This is a genomic window from Vagococcus silagei (assembly GCF_004795745.1).
Classification (GTDB): domain Bacteria; phylum Bacillota; class Bacilli; order Lactobacillales; family Vagococcaceae; genus Vagococcus; species Vagococcus silagei.
In genome coordinates, this window is the sequence record NZ_SDGV01000017.1 from 208,090 (window position 1) to 229,922 (window position 21,833).

The following is a 21,833-nucleotide window of genomic DNA, read 5'->3' on the forward strand; positions in this document are numbered from 1 at the left end:
ATTAAGCCTCCACTTGAATAATATCTTCTGAAATGTGCGCATTTTTCTTAACCACAACTGGGTTTGCTTCTGTCCCAATTACTTTGACACCTTCTTCAATCACCACGTTTTTATCAAGAATTGCATAATTCACAACTGCATTTTTCTTAATCACAACATTAGCCATGCCGATTGAATCTTTCATTTCAGCGCCTTCTTCAATCACTGTTTTGGCCGCTAAAATTGAGTGTTCGACTTTTCCGTAAATTAAGCCTCCTGGCGAAACTTGGCTGTTTTTAACATCACAATTTTTTGAGTAATACGTTGGTACCGCATTGATATTTTTCATGTAAATCCGTTTACTTGAATGAAGTAATGACATAAATTGTTTCGATTCAAGCATCGCCATATTAGCATCATAATAAGATTTAATATCGACAATATTGCTTAAGAAACCTGTGTATTCATAAGTCCACGTTGGTTCAGTCTCAATCATTTTAGATAGACATTCTTGCAGCGAAACTGCCACTTTTTCTGAACGTCCTTGTTTCAACTCATTAATCAGCCAATCTGTTTTCACAATAAAAATATTCATAAATAGATTTTTGATTTCTTGATCTTGAGCTGTTTCTTGATATTCTTTCGTTGATGTTACTTCGCCATTTTCAGAAATATCTAAAACTAAATCTTCGGCAATAATAGCTTCTTTTGGCATTTTTTTATAAACAACGGTAACACCATCAGGATTTTGTTTATGAATATCACGAACTTCGGTTAAATCAATGTTGTATAACATTTTATTACCAATAAAAACCGTAAACTCAGAATTTGATTTCTCCAAATATTCGATGATGGCATCATAATAGTGTTCTTCACCATCTTTGTCATACTCTGATTCTTGGAAAAAGTGAACAAAGAAACGGTTTGGTAAACTGTTCAAGTTCCATTCTTTCCCACCACGAATATGGTCAAACACCGATTGTGTCATGCCTTGTTTGAAAATCATATAAATTGAATTAATGCCAGCATCCACAACATTTGATAACGTAAAGTCAACCATACGGTACATGCCATCATATGGTAATAAAGAGACGGGACGTTTATTTGTTAAAGGTAATAATGAATCATACTCTGTAATATCTCCAATAATTGCACACATTTTATTAGTCTTCATTGCTACACACTCCTATAACTTCTCCATTTCCAACGACAGCAATTTCTTCATCGCCTTCAATCACTGCAAGATCACCGACAACTGCATTTTCACCCACGATTGCACGGTAAATTGAAGCGCCTTTACCAATTCGAGCACCTGGCATGATGATACTATCGACAACTTTTGCATCATCACGAACTTGGGCGTCCGTTGAAATGATACTGTGATTAACCTCACCTGCAATATAGCAGCCGTTTGAAATTAATGATTCAGAAACAAAGGCACTTGAACTTAAATATTGTGGTGGGGATACACGGTGACGTGTGCTAATTTTCCAATTAGGGTCACGCATATTTAACTCATTGTCAGGTAAAATAAATTCCATATTGGCTTGCCACAATGATTCCACTGTACCAACGTCTTTCCAATAACCTTCAAAATTATAAGCATAGACACGTTCGCCACTGTTGATGTATGAAGGAATCACATGTTTACCAAAATCTAACATTTCACCATCTTTTTGATGACTTGTCAGTAAAACTTCACGTAGATAAGCCCAATTGAAAATATAAATTCCCATTGAAGCTAAGTTATTTTTTGGTTCTTCAGGTTTTTCTTCAAATTCAATTACTCGATTATGTTCATCAGTATTCATAATACCGAAGCGAGAAGCCTCTTCCATTGGCACTTCAATTACTGAAACTGTTAGTGAGGCATTATTTTCTTTGTGTGCTTCTAACATTTTTTCATAATCCATTGTATAAATATGGTCGCCGGATAAAACTAAAACATACTCAGGACTTACGCGATCAATAAAATCCATATTTTGGAAAATAGCATGGGCCGTTCCTTCAAACCATTTACTACCATCATTGGCAGAGAATGGTTGTAACACTGTTAAACCAGCATTTAAGCCATCTAATCCCCAGCTATCTCCATTACTTAAATGAGAATTTAAAACAAGTGGTTCGTATTGCGTAATAACCCCCACGTTGTAGATATTGGAATTGACACAGTTACTTAAGGTAAAATCAATAATACGATAACGACCACCAAATGGTACTGCAGGTTTGGCAATGTTTTGGGTTAACTTTCCTAAACGAGATCCTTTACCACCTGCTAAAATCATTGCTAAAATTTCTGTTTTCATATTGACTTGATGAAGTAGACCTTCATCATCCTCCTCTCAAATAATCCTTATTTTTTTCGGTTCACTTGAATATCTACTGGTTTTAATATAATCGCGCCCAAGGCTGGCACAGTCGTATTAATTGACTGTTCAAAATGTTTAAATACATTGTTCTTCGTTTCACAATCTGGGTTATGATACTCCCATGTGCCACCAAATTCTTTCATCTCTGTATTAAGCACTTCTTCATACGTTCCTTTGTACGGCACTCCAATTTGAAAATCAACACGTTCGACTGGTGTCATATTTAAAATAACGATTAAAAAGTCTTTGGTTCGTTTACCATGCCTAATAAATGAAAGGACACTATCATCCCGATTATCAGCATCAATAAATTCGATCGTTTGACAGTTTTCTTCCTCTTCCCATAATGGCGCAGACTGTTTATAGAATTCATTGAGACAAGATGTAAACGTTTGCATTTTAGCGTTCATATCGTCTTCCAAATCAACCCATTCCAGTTCTTCATCATACTTCCATTCCAAAAATTGTCCCCATTCACTTCCCATAAAGAGCAATTTCTTGCCGGGATGGGTCATCATAAAGGTATACAGGTTGCGGAGTTGCGCAAATTGTTTATAACGATCACCCCACATTTTATGCATCAAACTTTTCTTACCATGTACCACTTCATCATGTGAAAGTGGTAGGATAAAACGTTCCTCCATCATATACATAAATGAAAAAGTTACTAAATTAAAATTATCACGTCTAAACAATGGATCCATTTCGTAAAAGCGTAAGACATCATTCATCCAGCCCATGTTCCACTTGTAGTCAAAACCTAATGAATCTTCGTGTTTACTAGTGATTCGCGTTTCTGAAGAACTTTCTTCAGCAATCATTAATACATCTGGTGCTTCACTTTTGATAACAGCATTCAAGCGTTTTAAAAAATAATAGCCTTCTAAATTAGTTAAGCCACCTTCATGATTCAACATGAATGGTCCATCATCATAATTACGATAAATCATACTTGATACTGCATCAACACGAACACCATCGATATGATATTCCTGAATCCAATATAAAATACTAGAAATTAAAAAACTTTGAACTTCAGGTTTTCCTAAATCAAAATTGATGGATCCCCAACGCCTGTTTTGTGCTCTATTTTCATCGAAATACTCAAATTGAGCAGTGCCATCATAATAAGCAAGTGCATCGTCATTCACACAGAAATGACCTGGTACCCAATCTACGATGACGCCAATATTTTTCACATGACACGCCTCGACAAATGCTTTAAACTCTTCTGGTGTTCCATACTCTGAACATAACGCAAAATAGCCAATTAATTGGTAACCCCAGGATTGATCTAACGGGTGTTCCATCAAAGGCATAAATTCAACATGCGTGTAATTCATTTTTTCAAGATACGGAATGAGTGTTTCAGTTAGTTCCTTAAAGCCATACGGTTTACCACTCTCAGAATGTTTAAATGAACTTGCATGAACTTCATAAATGTTTAATGGTCGTTTGTAGTGATTGCTACGTTTGCGACGGCCACGCCATAGACCATCTTTCCATTTCTTTTCTTTCTCGATATAAACTCTTGCAGCATTTCCTGGTCTTTTTTCAAACACTTTGGCATAAGGATCAATTTTCATAATCTTGCGACCCGTGCTTTGGGTTACATGATATTTGTATAAATCCATTTCTTTTGGCAGATTTGTGGTGATCTCCCAAATTCCAGTTTGTTCGTCTTTAGACATCGGTAGTGAATCTTCCCACTCATTAAAATCTCCAACGAGAAAAACTTCGAGCGCATTTGGTGCCCAAACTCTAAATGTATAATAAACAACTTTATCAACCATGAGCTGATGAACACCTAGAATTTCTTGACTCTTAAAATTTTCACCTGTCAAGATTAACTCTTTGTCTGAAGAAGAGAATTCACTTGGTACATGCGAATCTTGAATTTTCATAGATTAAACATCACCCTTTCCCACTTATTACAAACAACTATACAAACGCCTGTTCGGAGTTTTATAAAAGTTGTTTATACTATATTTTAACACATAAACGTAACTAAAGTTCATTAACTGTGAAAGTTTTTTCATTATCTACTAAAAATCCGCATAACTATTCAAAACCAAATAACAAAACAAATTCCTGATGCCTAAAAGTGATGTGAATTGCATTCATTTCTTCAATTCACTATAATGAAAAAAACAAGAGGAGGCGCTGGCATGCAACTATCAGTTACTATTCTAGAAAACGAAACCATCATTCAACACGATAATGAAGATTTGACTTTAACAATCACTCCAAAACCACATCTTGAACAAATAAACTTAGGTATCAGTGGAACAGAAATTGTTGGGATTGGAACTAACCTCAAAGAAGCATATGATACATATATTTCGCTTGCGATTCCTTGGGAAATTGAGCAAAGTCATCTCATGACTACCTTAGCAGAAATTGCGCTTGATTCTGGTGTAAAACTGAAAGAGCAACCAAAGTTAGAAGCAATAGCTAAAAATCATTACCCGCAAACCGAAACACTTACAGAAAATATTACAAAAATTTTGAATACATTCGGCTATTCTCTAATTAAAATTAAGAAAAAACCCGCTAAAGCAGTTCATCGTTGGTCCAAAGATATTGCTAATATTGATTTTTATGTTGATTATAAAGGGGCAAAAGCTGTTTGTCGCTGGCAAAAACGCCAAGAAATGTTGATTAAAAAAGGAGCACAAATCGTCGTTGATCCACCATTAAATAAAGATGGCAGTTTAGGTTTTGCTGCCAAATTCACACTTTCAATTCGCGAATTAAATCAAGCCAAAATAAAGAATGGCATGACGACAGAAGATATTATTTTGAAAAGTGTAAATGAAGTTGGTAATTTCTTATACTTTGCAGGTACAAATAGTTGGCTTGTATTAAAAGACAAAGATGGTAAAACCATTGATGAATATACAGTTGTTAAATAATTAAAAGGAGTCAGTGACTATTATGATTTTAGAAACACCGCGCTTAATCATTAGACCATTAGAATCGGGTGATTTAGAAGCCTTTTTAGCTTATGTTTCTGATGAAAAAACAATGCATTATCTCCCAGAAGAACCCTTTAATAAAACTCAAGCATTCGATTTTATTAGCAAACACCAAGGCACCCAAGCTGAAGCTTTTGCCCTCGTCTCAAAAGACACACAACAACTTATTGGTCACTTCATTTTCGAAAAATACTTTGGTGACCATACTTATGAAATTGGCTGGGTTTTAAATCCTAAGTTTCATTCTCAAGGATATGCAACAGAGGCTGCCAAAGCCATCATTCAATATGGTTTCGAGGATTTGGGACTCCATCGCATTGTCGCAACTTGTCAACCTGAAAACATTCCATCATATCGTGTCATGGAAAAAGCTGGCATGCGTAAAGAAGGATTTTTCAAAGCCTGTATTCCGACCAAAGACGGATGGTGGGACGAATACTACTATGCTATCCTTGAAACAGAATATTTTAATCAAAAACTTTAAGGAGGTTATTCATATGAAAAAGTTGATGTTAGTTGGAGGGACAATCTTAGCTCTATTTTTTGTTTCAGGCTGTTCCCAAATTGTTGAGGAAGTCACTGATTCATCCGACATGGCGGACATTGAAGTTGCAACAAAAGGGGACACAGGAAAAGGTGCTTTAAATCTTAAAACAAAAAAAATAAAAAAAACGGATAACGAGTTAGTTATCTCGGTAGATGATATCGATGAAAGTAAAATGTCTTTTATCTATGTTGCCAATAAAAAAGTACTGCAGGAAAAACTCAAAAATGGAACAGACTACACACTTGATATCACAAATATCAAGGAGGCGCACCGTACTGATTACAAACCTAAAGTACAGCTCATCCAATTTGAAAATAATCACGAAGATGGAGACATGACTCTTTTTAAACAAGTTCGTTATTCTGTCAAATAATTGTTAGTCTGGAAAAACGTTAAATGAAGACCTTTTTTAGAGAAATTAAATTCTCAAAAGAGGTCTTTTTTAGTGTTTTTTATCAAAAACATCAAGTAAAGTAACTTTTACCTTACAAATGTTCGATTTATGAGAATTTTATACGTTTTTTTGATATAATCATTAGCAATGGAGAGTAAATATCGAAAGGGTAGGTAATCAGTATGGAAAGACGAAATAGGGATTGTTTACGAGATTTACAAAAACAAACCGATTACAAGCCTCGATTAGTAAAGGGACGAACTGGCTGGATTATTAAAGGATTAATCTTCACCTCAATTTTGGGTACGAGCACGTTTGTCACAACAAGTCTAACCGCCTATGCGGACGATTGGACTGCAAATTCTGCGGAGACTATTCGAGCAAGGATAAAAGATGATGATGCCTCTTACACATTTGTAGAAGGTGATACTTTCTACGAAATTGCAAATGCACTGAACATTCGTTTTGATGTTTTAATGAAACTGAATGGATTTGAACCCGGTTCACAATATAGCGTTCCCGTTGGTACAACAATTAAATTTGAAGGTAATCGTGTAACTGTCACTGATAAAGATGGCAATCAAACTAATCAAAGTGTCCTTTCAGACCGTGCAAAAGTAGATCCAAATAAAACTTTTATCAATCAAGCTGACAATCAAAACGACACAACAGTCACTGAAAATAGTTCCACTGAAGAAACGAGCAGTTCAACCACGTCGACAAATCAAAAGAACACTTCGACGCAGCACTCCTCTGCTCCAACAACTTCGACAGAAACAAAAGATACAACACAAACAACAAGTTCAACTCAACAAGAAAAAGAAACAGAAAATACATCTTCCGAAACTAAAACAAAAGAGTCAAGCAGTGAAACGACCACAACGACGACTAAGTCAGCAAGTGAAACCGAAACAACCGCAACGACTTCCACGACGAGTGACACAACTGAAGTTGAATCAAAAGAAAAAGGTACTACAACAACTACAACAACCACTCCGTCAACGACAGATAAAAAGTCACAAAAAAGCAAAGCAGTTAGTTCGATTGAATCTTCCGTTGGCCAAGATACACCACAACCGATTCATCCTATCAAACCAGTCATCACACCAGACCCGATTGATCATTCGACTGAGATGACACAACTGAAATCAGAATTAGCTACTTTAGAAGCTGAACAAAAAAATACAGCTAAAGAGTTAACAAATGCGAAAACGCGTTTAGAAGATGCAAATAAAGAAAATAAAGATATTGATACAAAAATTTCTTCGGCCCAAGAAGACGTTACAACTGCAACCAAATTAGTGAATGAAACAAATGCCTTACATAAAGTGATCAGTGAAAACCATGATCATGTGAATCAAGCAATAAAACTTTGGCATCCGTCAAGTGACGAACCAGATGTTCCAACAGAAATGACGGATAATTTAGAAGAAGCTGAAAAAAATCTAACCGACATTACAACTCAGTCAGAAAAATCAAACGCAGTACTTGAACAAGCTAAAAAACAACTCACTGACGTACAAAATATCAAGAAACAAGATATTAAGCCTATGATGCAAGATATCTCGTCATTAAAAGAGAAAAAAAGCACCTTGGATTCTAAAGTTAGTATCATCAAAAATAAAATAAGTACACTTGAAAAACAGGTGAATTCCTTAGAAAATTTAGAAAACAAACGTAAAGATGCTTTAACAGCACTTGCTGACTTAAACTTATTAGACGAAGAAGTCAACAGTTTTAATCACGCTGTTTTTAATGCGACTTCAACAACTGAATTAGATGCATACTTAAATCAAGCCAAAGTTGCAAATAAAAAAAATACTGACTTTGAATTAGAACGCCAGTATTTACATGATGAAAAAATCAAAGCCTTAGCGACGCTTGAACAAGCAAAACTATCTGATGAACAAGTGACAAATTATACAATTAAGCTTTCTGAAGCAAATTCTTTAGCACAAGTCCAAAATATCTTACTGGAAGCAAAAAATGAAGAGAAACAGGAAGCAACAGCTGCTGAAAGTGAACTTTTAGCAGCTCGTAAACAAGCCATCACACATTTAGTGACATTAAACATTCGTGATCAAAAAGATATTTTGATTGGCAAAATTAATGCTGCATCAACTGTAGATGCTATTCAAGTCTTAATTGCTGAAGCAGAAACATTACACCAATCAAATCAAAAAATTGATGATGAGCTTTTAGCGATGACGAAAAAAAATGCTCAAAAACAAATTAATGGCCTGAATTTAAAACCGGATTTAAAGAAACAAATTCATACCAAAATTGAACACTCACAAACAAAACACGATGTACAAACTCTATTAGACTTTGCAATTAAACAAGCAGATAACAATCGATTACCATTACCAACAGATGTTGCTGAAGAAGCTCCTGAACTAAATCAAGCGATTCAAAAAGCCATCTTGTTAATCAATAACCTCAATTTACCGCAATCAAAACAACTTTACTTACAACAACTTAATTTTGCTCAAGCAATAAATGAGGTTGATGAAATCGTCGAAAAATCAGCGATTGAAAGTAAACAAAACGATTTCGATGATGATCAAACGGTTAATGAAATTAAGGTTGCCAATGCGAAAAAGGAAGCCCTTGTTGAGATTAAACAATATTCATATATCGATCAAAAATCATTTACAAGCGACATCATGAATGCTGCCACACTTGAACAAATTGAAATTATTCTTGCAACAGCTAAAGCTAACAATGTAGCCATCCAATATCAACAAAAACTTGATGCTGCTAAGCGAGATGCACGAGCTCAACTAGGTCAACTGAACTTAAAAGGAGACAGCTCTTTTGAAGTCATGATTCATGAAGCTGATAAAGTTGAACGTGTTCAAGAAGTTCTTGCAGCTGCTAAAACAGTTAGTGCGAATAACACTGAGTGGGATAATCTCAACGTCACTTACATTGAAGACGCGCGCCAAGAAGCTTTTGCTTACTTAATGAACCTTAATTTAAATGGTAACTTAGGTTTTTATGAACAAATTAGACAAGCACAAACAATTGATGATATTCAATATTATTTAAATGCTGCTATTGTTGAAAGTGCGAAAAATGATCAACAAGATATCACCTTAACAAATCTTGAGAAAAATCGTTCGCAAGCACTGGCCACTTTAACGACATTTAATCTAAAAAATAAATTTAAGAAATTTGAAGAACAGATCAAGGGTGCACGCTCAACGACAGATATTTTAAATATTTTAGCGCAAGCTCAAATTGAAAGTGATAAAAACAAACACGACGCTCAAAGATCAGAAAATGCTGATATTACTAAACTAAGTAATGCTAAAAAAGACGCTCTAAGTCAATTAAAAGCATTCAACTTAAAAGATCAGTTAGTATATAATGAAAAAATAAATCGTGCAAAAGACGAAGCAGAGATAGAAAATATTCTCAAAGATGCAGAATCTGAAAGTTCTAAGAATGACAAAGACGATGCCTTAGCTGAAGAAAAACAAAAACTTGAGGATTCTAAAAACAAAGCACTCAAAGAACTCGAAGAGCTAAACTTAAAATTAGAAAAACAAAATTTCATTACGCGCGTCACAAAATCAACATCTCTCAATCAAGTACAATCTGTAATGAACAGTGCGAACCAAGTCGCCCAAGACAATGATGAGCTAGATGCCCATAAGTCACAAGCTACGATTACTTTCCAAGTGTATTCAAAAAATATTCACATGGATAAAGATCAAGAATATCAACATGTGACTGACATTACATTGCGACTTTATGTGACAAATCGTCAATATCGCATCAACTTTAAACAATTAGGCTTAAATCACTACTATAGTTTACCTACTGGAGACGTAATTACGGGCACAATAAACCCAGGAGAAAATAAAGTCATTCGACTTAACGTTGAAGATTCAACTCCACTTGTTTATACTAGCCCTGAACAACAAAGTATTGCTGGTAAAACGATGCTTAAGTTACTTAATCAATATCGTCATGACAATGGATTAAGTGCTTTAGTTTGGAACCAAGAACTTGAAAATGCTGCTGAATTGCGTGCAACTGAAATTGCGACCGTCTTTAGTCATACTCGACCAAACGGCTTAGCTTTCGATACAGCTATTCGTGAAGCAAATCAAGGAAAATGGACCCGCCACACTGTTGCAGGTGAAAACAATGCCATTATTAATGGTGACAAGACAGGTAAAGCTACTGGTGAATATCTGTTCAACGAATGGCGTAAGAGTCCTAAGCATAATGAAAATCTACTCAGTCCTGATTTCGAACAATTTGGCATTGGTTTTACAGCCAATGGCACAGCATTCTATGCTGCCAATATTTTTACACAAGGCTTAACCGTTAATGGTAACCTACAATAAATAAATAAAAACAACGATTCTCTTATTTAGAATCGTTGTTTTTTGATCTTCTTTGTTTTTCAAGCTTTACCCATGCCTCAATTAAATCTAATTCTTCATTCGAAAAATTTTTAGTCGCAACTAATTTGGCTAGTTTTTCTGATTTCTTTTCTTCCTCTGTTGAAGTTGGTTTGCTTAAAGCCCGCGTGATACTACTTGTAAAAGTCGTAATAATTCCAACACCTAAAATCATTAAAACCATACCTATCGCGCGTCCAACAGATGTTTCAATCGCAATATCTCCATATCCAACTGTCGTCACCGTTTGCATCTCCCACCAAAGTAAATCACTATACGAATGAAGATTTGGTTCAAGCCAAATTAATGGCAAAGGTAAGAAAATAAAGATTAATAAAAACACATTAAATAATCGTCCCGTTCCTGTTTCTCTTAACTTATTAATCACAGGAAGAAAATAACGCTGTCCCACAGAAGTAATTCGAATTAATTGAAAGGTTAAAGGAATAAATTTAATAACGCGAAAGCCATGATAAAAAGGAATTAAGGCTACAAAATCTAATACATGTTCACGCATATATTGCTTTTTATTTTTACTCTGCCATAAATCTTGTAATGTATCACAAGCGAATAAAATCAAGATAATATAATTTAAATTACTACTCACTTTGTCACTGACACTTACAATGATTGACAGGACAATAAGTAAAAACATCGCGACAATATATGTTTTCTTTGTTCTAAAATTTTTAAGTGTCACCATTAAATTAACCTACTTTACTTTTTATTCTATTTTCAGTGAAAAAAGTAACCTTGTCAACCTAACAAAACAAGACATCCTTTGCTTCTTAAATCAAAACAATATACAATGGAATTTATATTAAAATGTGATTCTTACAAAGGAGTTCCCTAATAATGAAAGCTACACAACTTATCACCGATTTAAGAAAACTTGGTGTTCAAGAAGATGATATTATTGTCGTTCACTCTTCATACAACGCTCTAAAAGGACCAGACGAAATTGAAGGCGGACCAGCAGCGGTCATTCAAGCATTAAAAGATACTGTTAAAAACGGTACATTATTATTACCAACCTTAAGTTATTTAAATGTAAACATCAATCATCCTTATTTTGATGTATTAGAAACAGAATCTTGTATTGGTGTCTTACCTGAATTCATGCGCCTGTCTGAAGATGTTGTTAGAAGTGCTCATCCTACACACAGTGTTACTGCATGGGGCAAAGATGCTGTTGCAATGACTACTGGCCACGAAAAAGATTTTACGCCTGTTGGTGTGAATTCTCCTTTTAGAGAAGTTTATCGTCGCGGTGGAAAAATAATCATGCTTGGTGCACCTCTTGCACGTAATACTAGTTTACATGGCGTTGAAGAAATGATTCTCCCTGACTACCTATTTGAAAATAACTACGCCTATGATATAACACTGGCGAACAAAGAGCACATCAAAATGAATGTCCTCAGGCATAAATTTCGTGGCGTGACGCAACGATATGATCGTATTTTAAATATTCTCGATACTGATGAATATAAATGTGGAAAAGTCTTAAACGGCGATTGTTGTGTGATGAATGCAACAGCTGTTTGGGAAAAGGCTTTGGAAAAATATAAAGACGATCGTTATTACTTTGTCGACTTTGATGACTAAAAAAGACAGCTTACGCTGTCTTTTTCTTGTTATAATGACCAACTTCCAATAAAGCTATACTAATCAATTTTCAAAGTCATCGCATTAATCGCAACAATCACGGTACTAAGAGACATAAAAATCGCACCAATTGCCGGACTTAAAATGATACCAACACTTGCTAAAACACCTGCTGCTAAAGGAATCGCAATGATATTGTAACCTGCGCCCCACCATAAATTTTGAACCATTTTACGTTGCGTATTTTTCGCTAACGCTAAAAAGTGTAAGATATCTGAAGGGTTACTTTTAACAAGAATAACATCTGCTGAATCGATTGCAACATCAGTTCCAGCTCCAATTGCAACACCAATATTTGCTCGAACTAAACTTGGTGCATCATTGACGCCATCGCCAACCATCATTACAACCATACCTTTATTTTTATACTCACTCACAAGTTTTTCTTTATCTTCTGGCATCAATTCTGCATAAACATCTTCAATTCCAAGCTGCTTGGCAACAACTTGTGCTACTTGAAGATTGTCCCCTGTTAACATCACCGGCTTAATTCCTTGCGCAATCATTGAAGCTACCATTGTTTTGGCTTCAGGCTTAATCTGGTCGCCCTGTGCCACTAAACCAACATTGACGCCATCAACAATTAAGAAACTAATCGAATTACCCTGATTAGATAAATCACGGAATAATTTTTCATCATAAGCTAACTGTTGCTTTTTCAAATAAGAAACACTAACAATTTTAATATCTTTCTGATCAATATAACCTTCGATGCCGATTCCAGGAATATTTATTACGTCAACTGCTTTAGGGATTGATAAATTTAACTCAGCAGTTTTCTTCAAGACACCCACTGATAAAGGATGACTTGAGTTTTCTTCGAGAGACGCCATTAAACTTAGAATATCATCATTTGTATATTCATCATGGAATGAGCGATAGTCATTGACTGCAAAATTTCCTTCCGTTAATGTTCCCGTTTTATCCATCATAATCACATCAACTTTTTTAGCGACCTCTAATGCTTTACGGTCTTTAATCAATAAACCATTTTTTGCACCTAATGAAGTTGAACGTGCCGTTACCAATGGAATTGCCAGACCTAGGGCATGTGGACATGCAATAATTAAGACTGTCACCATACGTTCTAAAGCAATATTGATATCTTTCGTTAACAGATACCAAATGACAAATGCACCGATTCCTACAACAAGTGCGACATAAAAAAGTAGTTTTGCCACTTTATCAGATAGCGACTCAACACGTGATTTTTCTTTTTGAGCGTTGCTCACCATTTCCATGACTTGTGACAAGTAACCTGATTCTCCAGTACCAGTTACTTCAACCGTTATTGTTCCTGATCCATTGACCGAGCCGCCAATAACTTGATCATGTTGACCTTTTTCAACATCCTTCGCTTCACCAGTTACCATTGATTCATTAACCGTTGTTTTTCCAGAAACAATCATCCCATCAGTTGGAATTTTTTCACCAGCTTTTACTAAAACATGCGCACCTATCTGCACTTCTTTTAGATTCATCGCTTTTGTTTCACCAGTTTTTTCATCAACAACAATCGCTTGACTAGGCAGTAACTCGGCCATCTTTTGTAAGGCATTGCCAGCATTACTAATCGCATTACCTTCAATCCAGTGACCCAATAACATAATTAAAATTAAAGTTGCAAGTTCCCAAAAGAAATCCATGACATGAGTCTCGCTTTTTAATAGTTCATTGGCAATAAAAGCATAGACACTATAGACGTAAGCTACTGAAATTCCCAAAGAAATTAAGGTCATCATTGCCGGATTCTTCATTTCTAACTCCATTTTCGCACCTTTTAAAAAAGGTAAGCCACCATAAAAGAACAATATTGAAGATAGTATCAAAACAATCCAGTCTGAACCTGGAAATGATACTTGAAACGGTAACTGCGTACCCATCATTGTTGAAAACATAATAATCGGAATTGATAAAATTAACGAAACAAAAAACTTAACTTTTAAATTTCCCATATGACCAGAATGATCCATGCTCCCATGATCATGTGCTTCATGACTTTGATCATCCATTTGATTGTGCGCCATATCTTCATAATTATGACCCTCATGTTGATGATGGTGATGCTCTTCGTGATTAGACATAATAGCTCCTCCTCTTAATACGGTTTACGTTTGTAAACCGATTTATAATTACATAATACCCTATTAATAAAAAAAAGCAACTAAAACATCTTACAAAAAAGTGGTGATGAAAGCGATTTGGAGTGAGCAGTAAGATAAGCGTATGATACTGGCGGTCTTTGCCAGAATTAGACGATTAGCTTAATGCCGAACTCCAGCTTTCAGAACCAGGATTACAAAAAGTGGTGATGAAAGCGATTTGGAGTGAGCAGTAAGATAAGCGTATGATACTGGCGGATTTTGCCAGAATCAGACGATTAGCTTAATGCCGAACTCCAGCTTTCAGAACCAGGATTACAAAAAAGTGGTGATGATGGCGATTTGAACTGAGCAGTAAGGATAAACTGTAATTTTTCTAGAAATAAAAAAGACAGCACGCAGTCTGTCTTAAAAATCTAATCTTCTTTTTTTCTAATAGTAAATAAAATCAACACTGCTATAGCAATCAACACCACAGCTTGAAAAATAAACGAGAATCGTAAATCATCATTAATAAAACCAATTAACTTTAATACGAAAGGTGTGATTGCCGCACCTAAATTTGAACCAAAAAGCGCAATTGAATTTCCTGTACTTAATACTTCCTTAGGTAGTACATTCGACAAACTATTGAAAACCCATGCCACACAGATTGACAATGCAAACCCAACAATAAATGCTCCGATTGAAATCAAGAAGATTTGAGAAAATAACCCAATCATTAGGAGCCCAACCGCACTTAAGAATAAGAAAAGTGGAATCACATTTTTCTTAAAATAAGTCATCACTTGTCCAAAAACAATGCCTGATAAAAAACCAGCAAACATAAAGATACTAATCATTCGATTTGCTTGCAGCATTGTGCCAATATTTAATTCGGTAATCATACTAGGTACGCGAATAATAGTCGAAACAGTTACCGTAATTAATATATTTGCCAATAAAGCATGCAACGCAATAATTTTAGCCTGCTCCTTATTCAAATGATGATTAGACTTAGATGCTGCTGTTAAATCCTTTTCAAGTGTGAGTTTCTCATCTTTCGGAACAAAGCCCCAATATAAAAATAGAACTAGGAAAGCAACACTGTAAATTAGAAAAGAACTATTCCAAGAAATCAATAGTAATTGACCTGAAATAATAGTTAAGACCGTTTGACCTAGTGTCTCCGCTGAACCCCTGAAACCAAGTAATTTTGACCGCTGTGCACCGGTAAACCTCTCACCAATTAAACTAACAGCCCTTGTATTTAACAAGCCGATACCAATGCCGACTAATATTCTTGCAATTAGAATTTCTTCATAAGTGGACAATCCAAGGGGAGCAACACCGGCAAGACCTACCATCAACAAACCTACAGTCACGGAAACTTGTTCCGATAAAAAACGTGAAATAAATGGGTTTAATCCCACCATAATAGTTGTTGCAATTGAGGATACTGAAACTAACAATTCAATCGACGATCGTGAGTAATCAGGGAACTCCTTGATTAATGATGGAATAATACCTGAAATTGAAAGTGTTGCTGTTAAAAGTAAAGATAAAGAAAGAATCGCAATAATTTCCATAGTTGTATGTTTTTTCATTTTAATCTCCATTCCGTTGATTATAAAAATCAAAGTTAATCATAAATCTAATAAAAAAATATGTACTATGCTATACTATTTCTAGCAAGATTAGGGGGTAAAAATATGAATGTTACAGTTTACTGCGGTGCAAATATTGGCACTAATAAAAACTTCACACAAGCAACAATCCAACTTGGAAGTTGGATTGCCAAACATAACCATACACTTGTTTATGGTGGCGGAATCATTGGCTTAATGGGTATTTTAGCGGATACAGTCCTTGAACAAGGTGGCAATGCCATTGGGATTATGCCTGACTTTCTTCAAAAAAGAGAATTATCTCATGCTAACCTAACTGAGTTAAAAATCGTTGAATCTATGGCAGAAAGAAAACAGTTAATGGCAGATATGGGACAACTTTTTATCGCTCTCCCAGGTGGCCCAGGTACATTAGAAGAAATCACTGACCTCATCTCTTGGTCGCGTATTGGTAAAAATCCATATCCTTGCTGTTTTGTAAATATTGATGGCTATTATGAGCCTATAAAACAACAATATCATGATATGATGACAAATGGTTTTTTAACTGCGGAAGATTTCGAAAAGATTATCTTCTTAGATTCAATTGACTCTTTATCCAGTCAATTAGCAAAACATACACCTCCTGAGGTTCGTCAATACTAAAAGAAAGGTAACCTTCACAAGCCAAATAAATGGTTTGTAGAGGTTACCTCTCTTCTTTTTTATTTAAATTTTACAGTTAATTGAACGGGATGGTGATCGGAATGTTCAAAGTCTTTATTAAGGACTTTAGTTTTTTCAACTTTTAAATTATCCGATACAATAAAACCGTCAATCACATGCACTTTTGACGTATCATAAGATCCTGTATAGGGGCTATTTAACACCCGTACTGTGGGATACTTATCATCAAATGAAAATGAAAAATGGTCAGGTAAATCTTTATTTTGGATATTACCAGGTTGCCATCCTTCTTTTTTCACCTCTGGAAATTGTTTACTACCTTCAAAAACTTGATTAAAGTCTCCGCCAGCAATCACATAATTGCCCTTAGCATATTCATTATACAGAACTGCTGCTAATTTTTTACTTTGTGCAACCTTACCTTCGCCACTGTCATATGCTTCCAAGTGTAAATTAAAAACAACTAGCTCTTGTTCACTATCTTTAATTGGAAAACGTGTTTCCAACAATGCACGCTTTAAATTACTTGTTCGAACAGGCCACTTAAACGGATTTGGTAAAGAAATACGCTGTGCCTCTGACATATTTAAGTTCGTCATTGTCATTAAACCACTATCAACCTTACCGATTGGTGGTATTGGAAAAGGAACATAGTTCACATTAAAATTGGAAGCAAAGACACCATTCATGCCTAATCTTTCCGTTAAATATTTTTCTTGGTTAATATGATAAGACCTCTTTGAATCACGATCAACTTCTTGGATGAGATTAATATCTGCCTCCGCCTCACTAATCGCTTGTTCAATACCAAGTAAATTATCTTTAATCATTTTTTGACTCTCAGGTTCAACAGTTTTCCCACCATCCATGAAAAAATCTTCTGTTTTTCCTAAACCTGCATAACCAATGTTAAAAGTTAACACTGAAAGGTCTTGCTTTTTATTTATTTCCCGTTTCCCAGTTGGTATTTTTAATGCCTCAACAGGTTGCGGTTGATATTCCGTCAACGTTAAATAACCAATAAATCCAACGACTGCAATTAAAATGACTAGGACTACGAGTAATAACGCTCTCAATATTTTTCTCATCGGTTCCTCCTCAATATTACTATTACACCCTTTATTGTACCTTATTTACCTAACAACTAGAAAGCTTTTTTTAGTTTTCTTTGGGCACCCAAACAGCAAGGGATTTCGGTAACACTGATAATTTAAGTGGTACGCAGCTGCCCGGATCACCATCAATGCGTGCTTGTATATTCTTCTTACGATTTCCAATACTGTTAATTTCTAAAGCTGATGTATTGAAATACTGCAACATTGGAATATCAGAAAAATTACCATCTGTTAATTGAGGTAAATAATTAGCTAGTTTAGGTAATGACAGTTGATTTAATACGTGAACATGCATTAATCCATCGTCAACTCTCGCATTTGGCGTAAATGATTGAAAACCACCTACCGAATTCGTCATCGTAATTAATAAAATAGACATTCTAGAGACTATCCGACCGCCATCAAAATTTAATTCCAACGGATAGCTCTTATAATTTTTCAGTACTTTAAAAAAATCATACACATAGGCAAAAGAACCTAATTCTCTCTTTTTTTCATTTGTCACATTTGTCGCAGCATCTGCCAGTAAACCAATTGTCATACTACTAATCATATATTGATCATTTACTTTACCTAAATCTATTGCCCTAATCTCACCATTAATTAATACCTGAGCCGCCTCTAACGCTGTTAAAGGTAACTTTAAGGCTCGTGCTAAATTGTTAACCGTTCCAACTGGAATAATCCCCATTTTAGTTTGATTCCCACCGTCTGTTATTCCTGCAGCGACTTGATTTAAAGTGCCATCGCCACCCATAACAGCAATCGTATCATATAAATCTTCAGTACATTTTCTTGCAAAAATGTAAGCATCCTGACTTCCTGAAATTTCGTGCATTTGAACATCTAAAATTTCTGGACTTAAACGCATCAATTCTGACTCAACGTTCAAAGCGATTTCTTTGTTCTTCCCTTGTCCTGAAACAGGATTATAAATAATTGCTATTTTCCTCATTAATATCCCCTACCTTACAACATGTTTTCTATTGAAGTTGTTGCTTTTTTACGCATCAAATTAGCAAAAAAACTACAGATAATTCCAATTAAAATACCTACAAGTACATCGCTGGGATAATGTACTTCTAAATACAGACGTGAAAAAGCAATTGAGGATGCAAAAAGAATGAGCAAAAAAATTCTTAATGGCTTTCTTTTTGAACAATAGCCACCAATTGCGGCAAAAGCACTGGCACTATGACCTGAAGGAAATGAAAAACTTTTCGGTTTAGTAATTAAAGGTTCTAAATCAGAAAAAGTAACAAATGGTCTTGGTCGTGCAATCCAAGGTTTTAAGATGAGATGGACAATAATAAAGCTCAAAGCTAAACCGACAAGTGAATATAAAGCACTTTCTCTTGTCTTTTTGAAAAACAAGCCAATAACACCCAAACAAAACCAAATACTGGCAGAAAAAAGCGAAACTGTCGTCATCACCATCGTCAATGTTTGATTGTGAAAATGCGTTTGAATAAATCTTAGTATCTCAGCATCAACTTGCGTTAGCCACTCCATAAAATTGCACTCCTTTGCATCTCTAGTAATTATATTATACACAAAAAGATGATTTAAAAAACTAGAGACTGATCAAAAGACCAGCCTCTAGTTTTTTTATGCTTGTTGTTTTGTAGCTGCGATGACAATTTCACGAATCGTTACTTCTTGTGGCATTTGATAAATAAAGAAAATACTTTCAGCAACTTTTTGCGGGTCTAGCGTTAAACCACCCATTAGTTCTTTCCAAGCTAAATAGTCGCTCAATGATTGTTCATTTGTCACATGAGTTAAAAGCTCAGTTTCAGCCGCACCAGGTGAAATAAGCGACAAACGGACATTTGATTCAGCAACTTCTTGGCGAATTGTTTCAGTTAACCCATGAACACCAAATTTACTCGCTGCATATGCTGCATGATCAGGAAAAGCTTTGAAACCAGCAATGGATGACACATTAATTATTGTACCTTGATTATTTTTAATCATCGCATCTAAAACGATTTTGGTGCCATTCAAAACGCCCAATACATTTGTATCAAACATTGTTTGCCATTCTGATTCAGCTTGAACCAAGACATTTCCTAATAACATGACACCCGCATTATTTACGAGTAGATCAGTCGGGCCATAGATTTTTTCAGCCTTACGTACGGCATTTTCAAACTCCTTTTTATCTGAGACATCGACTTGTTCGATTAAAACATCCTCAAAATTTAAAGGTAAAGCTTGAATTTTTTCAGTACGACGCGCCAATAGCAACAATGGATAACTTGCTTGATTGAATAACTGTGCTGTTTTTGCTCCAAATCCTGAACTTGCTCCAGTGATTACGATTAATGGTTTAGTTGACATTTTTCTTACACATCCTTATATTTATTAAAAGCTAAACAAATCATAAACCTTGGAGTTCACTCTAAGGCAAGCGAAAAGAGTGAAAAAATTGTACACGATTAAAGAAGTTGCTAAAATCACAAGTATTTCAACTGACACCTTACGTTTTTATGATAAAAGTGGCTTACTGCCATTTGTAAAACGTAACGATTCAGGATATAGGGTATTCAGCGATACTGACTTAAAATATCTTGAAGTCATTCAATGTTTAAAACTGTCTGATGTCCCTATTAAAGAAATTGGTCAATTTGTTGAATGGACAATGGCTGGGGACAATACCTTGGTTGAAAGAAAAGAATTTTTCACTGAAAAAGAACAAGTTTTAGAAGAAAAAATCGCGTCACTTGAAGCAATGTTAGCCTTTTTAAAATGGAAAAAGTGGTATTATGAAACGGCATGTGAAGCCGGAACCGAAAGTATTCACTTTATCGAAGGATCTAAAGAATTAAATCCTAAATCACTTGAAACATACAATGCACTCCAAGCAAATGAAAAAAATAAAATCAGTAACACACCACATCACTATAAAAGCATATAAAAAATCCTGACGAAGTTGTACACGCTTCGTCAGGATTTTTTGGTATTTCCTATTTAGATTCTGGTAAAATAGTTTCAACTTCTGAGTGTGGACGTGGAATAACGTGAACAGATAATAATTCACCAACACGTTCTGCCGCTGCAGCTCCAGCATCAGTTGCTGCTTTAACAGCACCAACATCACCGCGAACCATAACTGTTACGATTCCGCCGCCTACTTTTTCTTTTCCTACTAAAGTAACATTTGCTGCTTTCACCATTGCGTCAGCTGCTTCGATTGAACCGATTAAGCCTCTTGTTTCTACCATTCCTAATGCATCAGATTTCATTGTTTGTTCCTCCTAAAATTAATTTATATATAAATTTTTTAACACACTATTTAATAATCTCTACGGTTGATTTAGGCGTTAAACCAAAGGCATTGCCCTCTTCCGTATCGATATGACACTCTAGACCAGCTTTTTCATCCACACGAATTGCCACATTATCTAATGTGCCACCGCGAATACCTGAAATTTTAATTGAGACGATTTCACCATTTCTCACATTAAATCGTTCAGCATCTTGTGGCAACATATGAATATGTCGTTGTGCCACAATCACACCTTTTTCAAGTTCCAATGAGCCTTTTGGTCCGACTAATGTAATACCCGCTGTATCTGTTAAATCTCCTGATAAACGGATTGTACCTTTAACACCAAGTTTAAATGTATCACCTTGTAAGATTTCAACTTGTGTTTCAGAACGCGTTGGTCCAAGGACACGAACTTTCTCAATGACCCCTTTTGGACCACATAATGTTACACATTCTTGACAAGCATATTGGCCAGGTTGTGATAAATCTTTCATCGGTGTTAAACGATGTCCTGTACCGAATAGTTTTGCGACAGCTTGATCAGACAAGTGTACATGACGGTTTGATAAACCAACTGGGATCGCACTACTTGAGGTAACCGGACGAACTGTCGGTTTAATCTCAGATGTTGGATTCTTCGTTGGATCTTGCCCTGTCGTTAAAATACCTAACACACGGTCAAGTATTGCTTCATAATCTTCCATATTAAAACTCCT

The 21,833-nt window shown here is 35.4% G+C and carries 19 protein-coding genes; 7 read left to right on the forward strand and 12 right to left on the reverse strand.

Annotated elements, in window-relative coordinates; all coding sequences use genetic code 11:
* Window position 1: 1 nt before the first annotated feature.
* The 3 genes from glgD to glgB are packed head-to-tail and all read right to left on the reverse strand — an operon-like array spanning window position 2 to window position 4,252.
* On the reverse strand, window positions 2-1,153 hold the full coding sequence (gene glgD / locus ESZ54_RS08320) for a glucose-1-phosphate adenylyltransferase subunit GlgD (protein ID WP_136137204.1): 1,152 nt from the start codon (window positions 1,151-1,153) through the stop codon (window positions 2-4).
* The gene (locus tag ESZ54_RS08325; RefSeq protein WP_136137205.1) at window positions 1,143-2,285 is read right to left on the reverse strand and encodes a glucose-1-phosphate adenylyltransferase; all 1,143 of its coding nucleotides are present in this window, start codon (window positions 2,283-2,285) and stop codon (window positions 1,143-1,145) included. Before ESZ54_RS08325 ends, glgD begins: the two co-directional genes overlap by 11 nt.
* Before the next feature lie 47 nt (window positions 2,286-2,332).
* Complete coding sequence (glgB, locus tag ESZ54_RS08330) at window positions 2,333-4,252, reverse strand: 1,4-alpha-glucan branching protein GlgB (RefSeq protein ID WP_136137206.1); 1,920 nt, start codon at window positions 4,250-4,252, stop codon at window positions 2,333-2,335.
* Window positions 4,253-4,489: 237 nt separating this feature from the next.
* On the opposite strand from glgB, the gene ESZ54_RS08335 reads away from it, so the two are divergent.
* The 4 genes from ESZ54_RS08335 to ESZ54_RS08350 all read left to right on the forward strand — a co-directional run bounded on the left by ESZ54_RS08335 (window position 4,490) and on the right by ESZ54_RS08350 (window position 10,628).
* A complete protein-coding gene (locus ESZ54_RS08335; protein ID WP_136137207.1) occupies window positions 4,490-5,263 on the forward strand; it encodes a hypothetical protein in 774 nt (257 codons plus the stop codon).
* A 22-nt stretch (window positions 5,264-5,285) separates the two neighbouring features.
* Window positions 5,286-5,810 (forward strand): GNAT family N-acetyltransferase, encoded by a 525-nt coding sequence (locus ESZ54_RS08340; protein WP_136137208.1) that lies wholly within the window; start codon window positions 5,286-5,288, stop codon window positions 5,808-5,810.
* Window positions 5,811-5,823: 13 nt separating this feature from the next.
* Complete coding sequence (locus tag ESZ54_RS08345) at window positions 5,824-6,246, forward strand: hypothetical protein (RefSeq protein ID WP_136137209.1); 423 nt, start codon at window positions 5,824-5,826, stop codon at window positions 6,244-6,246.
* A 203-nt stretch (window positions 6,247-6,449) separates the two neighbouring features.
* Complete coding sequence (locus ESZ54_RS08350) at window positions 6,450-10,628, forward strand: CAP domain-containing protein (RefSeq protein ID WP_136137210.1); 4,179 nt, start codon at window positions 6,450-6,452, stop codon at window positions 10,626-10,628.
* Between the two features lie 22 nt (window positions 10,629-10,650).
* Here ESZ54_RS08350 and ESZ54_RS08355 read toward each other — a convergent pair whose 3' ends face one another.
* Window positions 10,651-11,388, reverse strand: coding sequence for a potassium channel family protein (locus ESZ54_RS08355; protein ID WP_136137211.1), 738 nt, complete (start codon window positions 11,386-11,388; stop codon window positions 10,651-10,653).
* Window positions 11,389-11,540: 152 nt separating this feature from the next.
* On the opposite strand from ESZ54_RS08355, the gene ESZ54_RS08360 reads away from it, so the two are divergent.
* A complete protein-coding gene (locus ESZ54_RS08360; RefSeq protein ID WP_136137212.1) occupies window positions 11,541-12,293 on the forward strand; it encodes an AAC(3) family N-acetyltransferase in 753 nt (250 codons plus the stop codon).
* A gap of 59 nt (window positions 12,294-12,352) precedes the next feature.
* Here ESZ54_RS08360 and ESZ54_RS08365 read toward each other — a convergent pair whose 3' ends face one another.
* On the reverse strand, window positions 12,353-14,437 hold the full coding sequence (locus ESZ54_RS08365) for a heavy metal translocating P-type ATPase (RefSeq protein WP_136137213.1): 2,085 nt from the start codon (window positions 14,435-14,437) through the stop codon (window positions 12,353-12,355).
* 434 nt (window positions 14,438-14,871) lie between these two features.
* Complete coding sequence (locus tag ESZ54_RS08370; protein ID WP_162615137.1) at window positions 14,872-16,041, reverse strand: MFS transporter; 1,170 nt, start codon at window positions 16,039-16,041, stop codon at window positions 14,872-14,874.
* A gap of 105 nt (window positions 16,042-16,146) precedes the next feature.
* Here ESZ54_RS08370 and ESZ54_RS08375 point away from each other — a divergent pair, with 105 nt between their 5' ends.
* A complete protein-coding gene (locus ESZ54_RS08375) occupies window positions 16,147-16,707 on the forward strand; it encodes an LOG family protein (RefSeq protein WP_136137215.1) in 561 nt (186 codons plus the stop codon).
* A 59-nt stretch (window positions 16,708-16,766) separates the two neighbouring features.
* Here the strand turns inward: ESZ54_RS08375 and ESZ54_RS08380 are convergent, their stop codons facing one another.
* The 4 genes from ESZ54_RS08380 to ESZ54_RS08395 all read right to left on the reverse strand — a co-directional run bounded on the left by ESZ54_RS08380 (window position 16,767) and on the right by ESZ54_RS08395 (window position 20,186).
* Entirely contained in the window at window positions 16,767-17,816 is a 1,050-nt protein-coding gene (locus ESZ54_RS08380; protein WP_136137216.1) for an endonuclease/exonuclease/phosphatase family protein, read from the reverse strand.
* Between the two features lie 70 nt (window positions 17,817-17,886).
* Complete coding sequence (locus tag ESZ54_RS08385) at window positions 17,887-18,798, reverse strand: diacylglycerol/lipid kinase family protein (RefSeq protein WP_136137217.1); 912 nt, start codon at window positions 18,796-18,798, stop codon at window positions 17,887-17,889.
* A gap of 14 nt (window positions 18,799-18,812) precedes the next feature.
* Window positions 18,813-19,355, reverse strand: coding sequence for a phosphatase PAP2 family protein (locus ESZ54_RS08390; RefSeq protein ID WP_136137218.1), 543 nt, complete (start codon window positions 19,353-19,355; stop codon window positions 18,813-18,815).
* A 96-nt stretch (window positions 19,356-19,451) separates the two neighbouring features.
* Complete coding sequence (locus ESZ54_RS08395; RefSeq protein WP_136137219.1) at window positions 19,452-20,186, reverse strand: SDR family oxidoreductase; 735 nt, start codon at window positions 20,184-20,186, stop codon at window positions 19,452-19,454.
* 88 nt (window positions 20,187-20,274) lie between these two features.
* Here ESZ54_RS08395 and ESZ54_RS08400 point away from each other — a divergent pair, with 88 nt between their 5' ends.
* On the forward strand, window positions 20,275-20,763 hold the full coding sequence (locus ESZ54_RS08400) for a MerR family transcriptional regulator (protein ID WP_420824361.1): 489 nt from the start codon (window positions 20,275-20,277) through the stop codon (window positions 20,761-20,763).
* A gap of 49 nt (window positions 20,764-20,812) precedes the next feature.
* Here ESZ54_RS08400 and ESZ54_RS08405 read toward each other — a convergent pair whose 3' ends face one another.
* Both ESZ54_RS08405 and ESZ54_RS08410 read right to left on the reverse strand, forming a co-directional pair.
* Window positions 20,813-21,091 (reverse strand): BMC domain-containing protein, encoded by a 279-nt coding sequence (locus tag ESZ54_RS08405; protein ID WP_136137221.1) that lies wholly within the window; start codon window positions 21,089-21,091, stop codon window positions 20,813-20,815.
* Window positions 21,092-21,137: 46 nt separating this feature from the next.
* Window positions 21,138-21,821, reverse strand: a complete 684-nt coding sequence (locus tag ESZ54_RS08410) for a phosphate propanoyltransferase (RefSeq protein WP_136137222.1) — start codon at window positions 21,819-21,821, stop codon at window positions 21,138-21,140.
* Window positions 21,822-21,833: the final 12 nt, after the last annotated feature.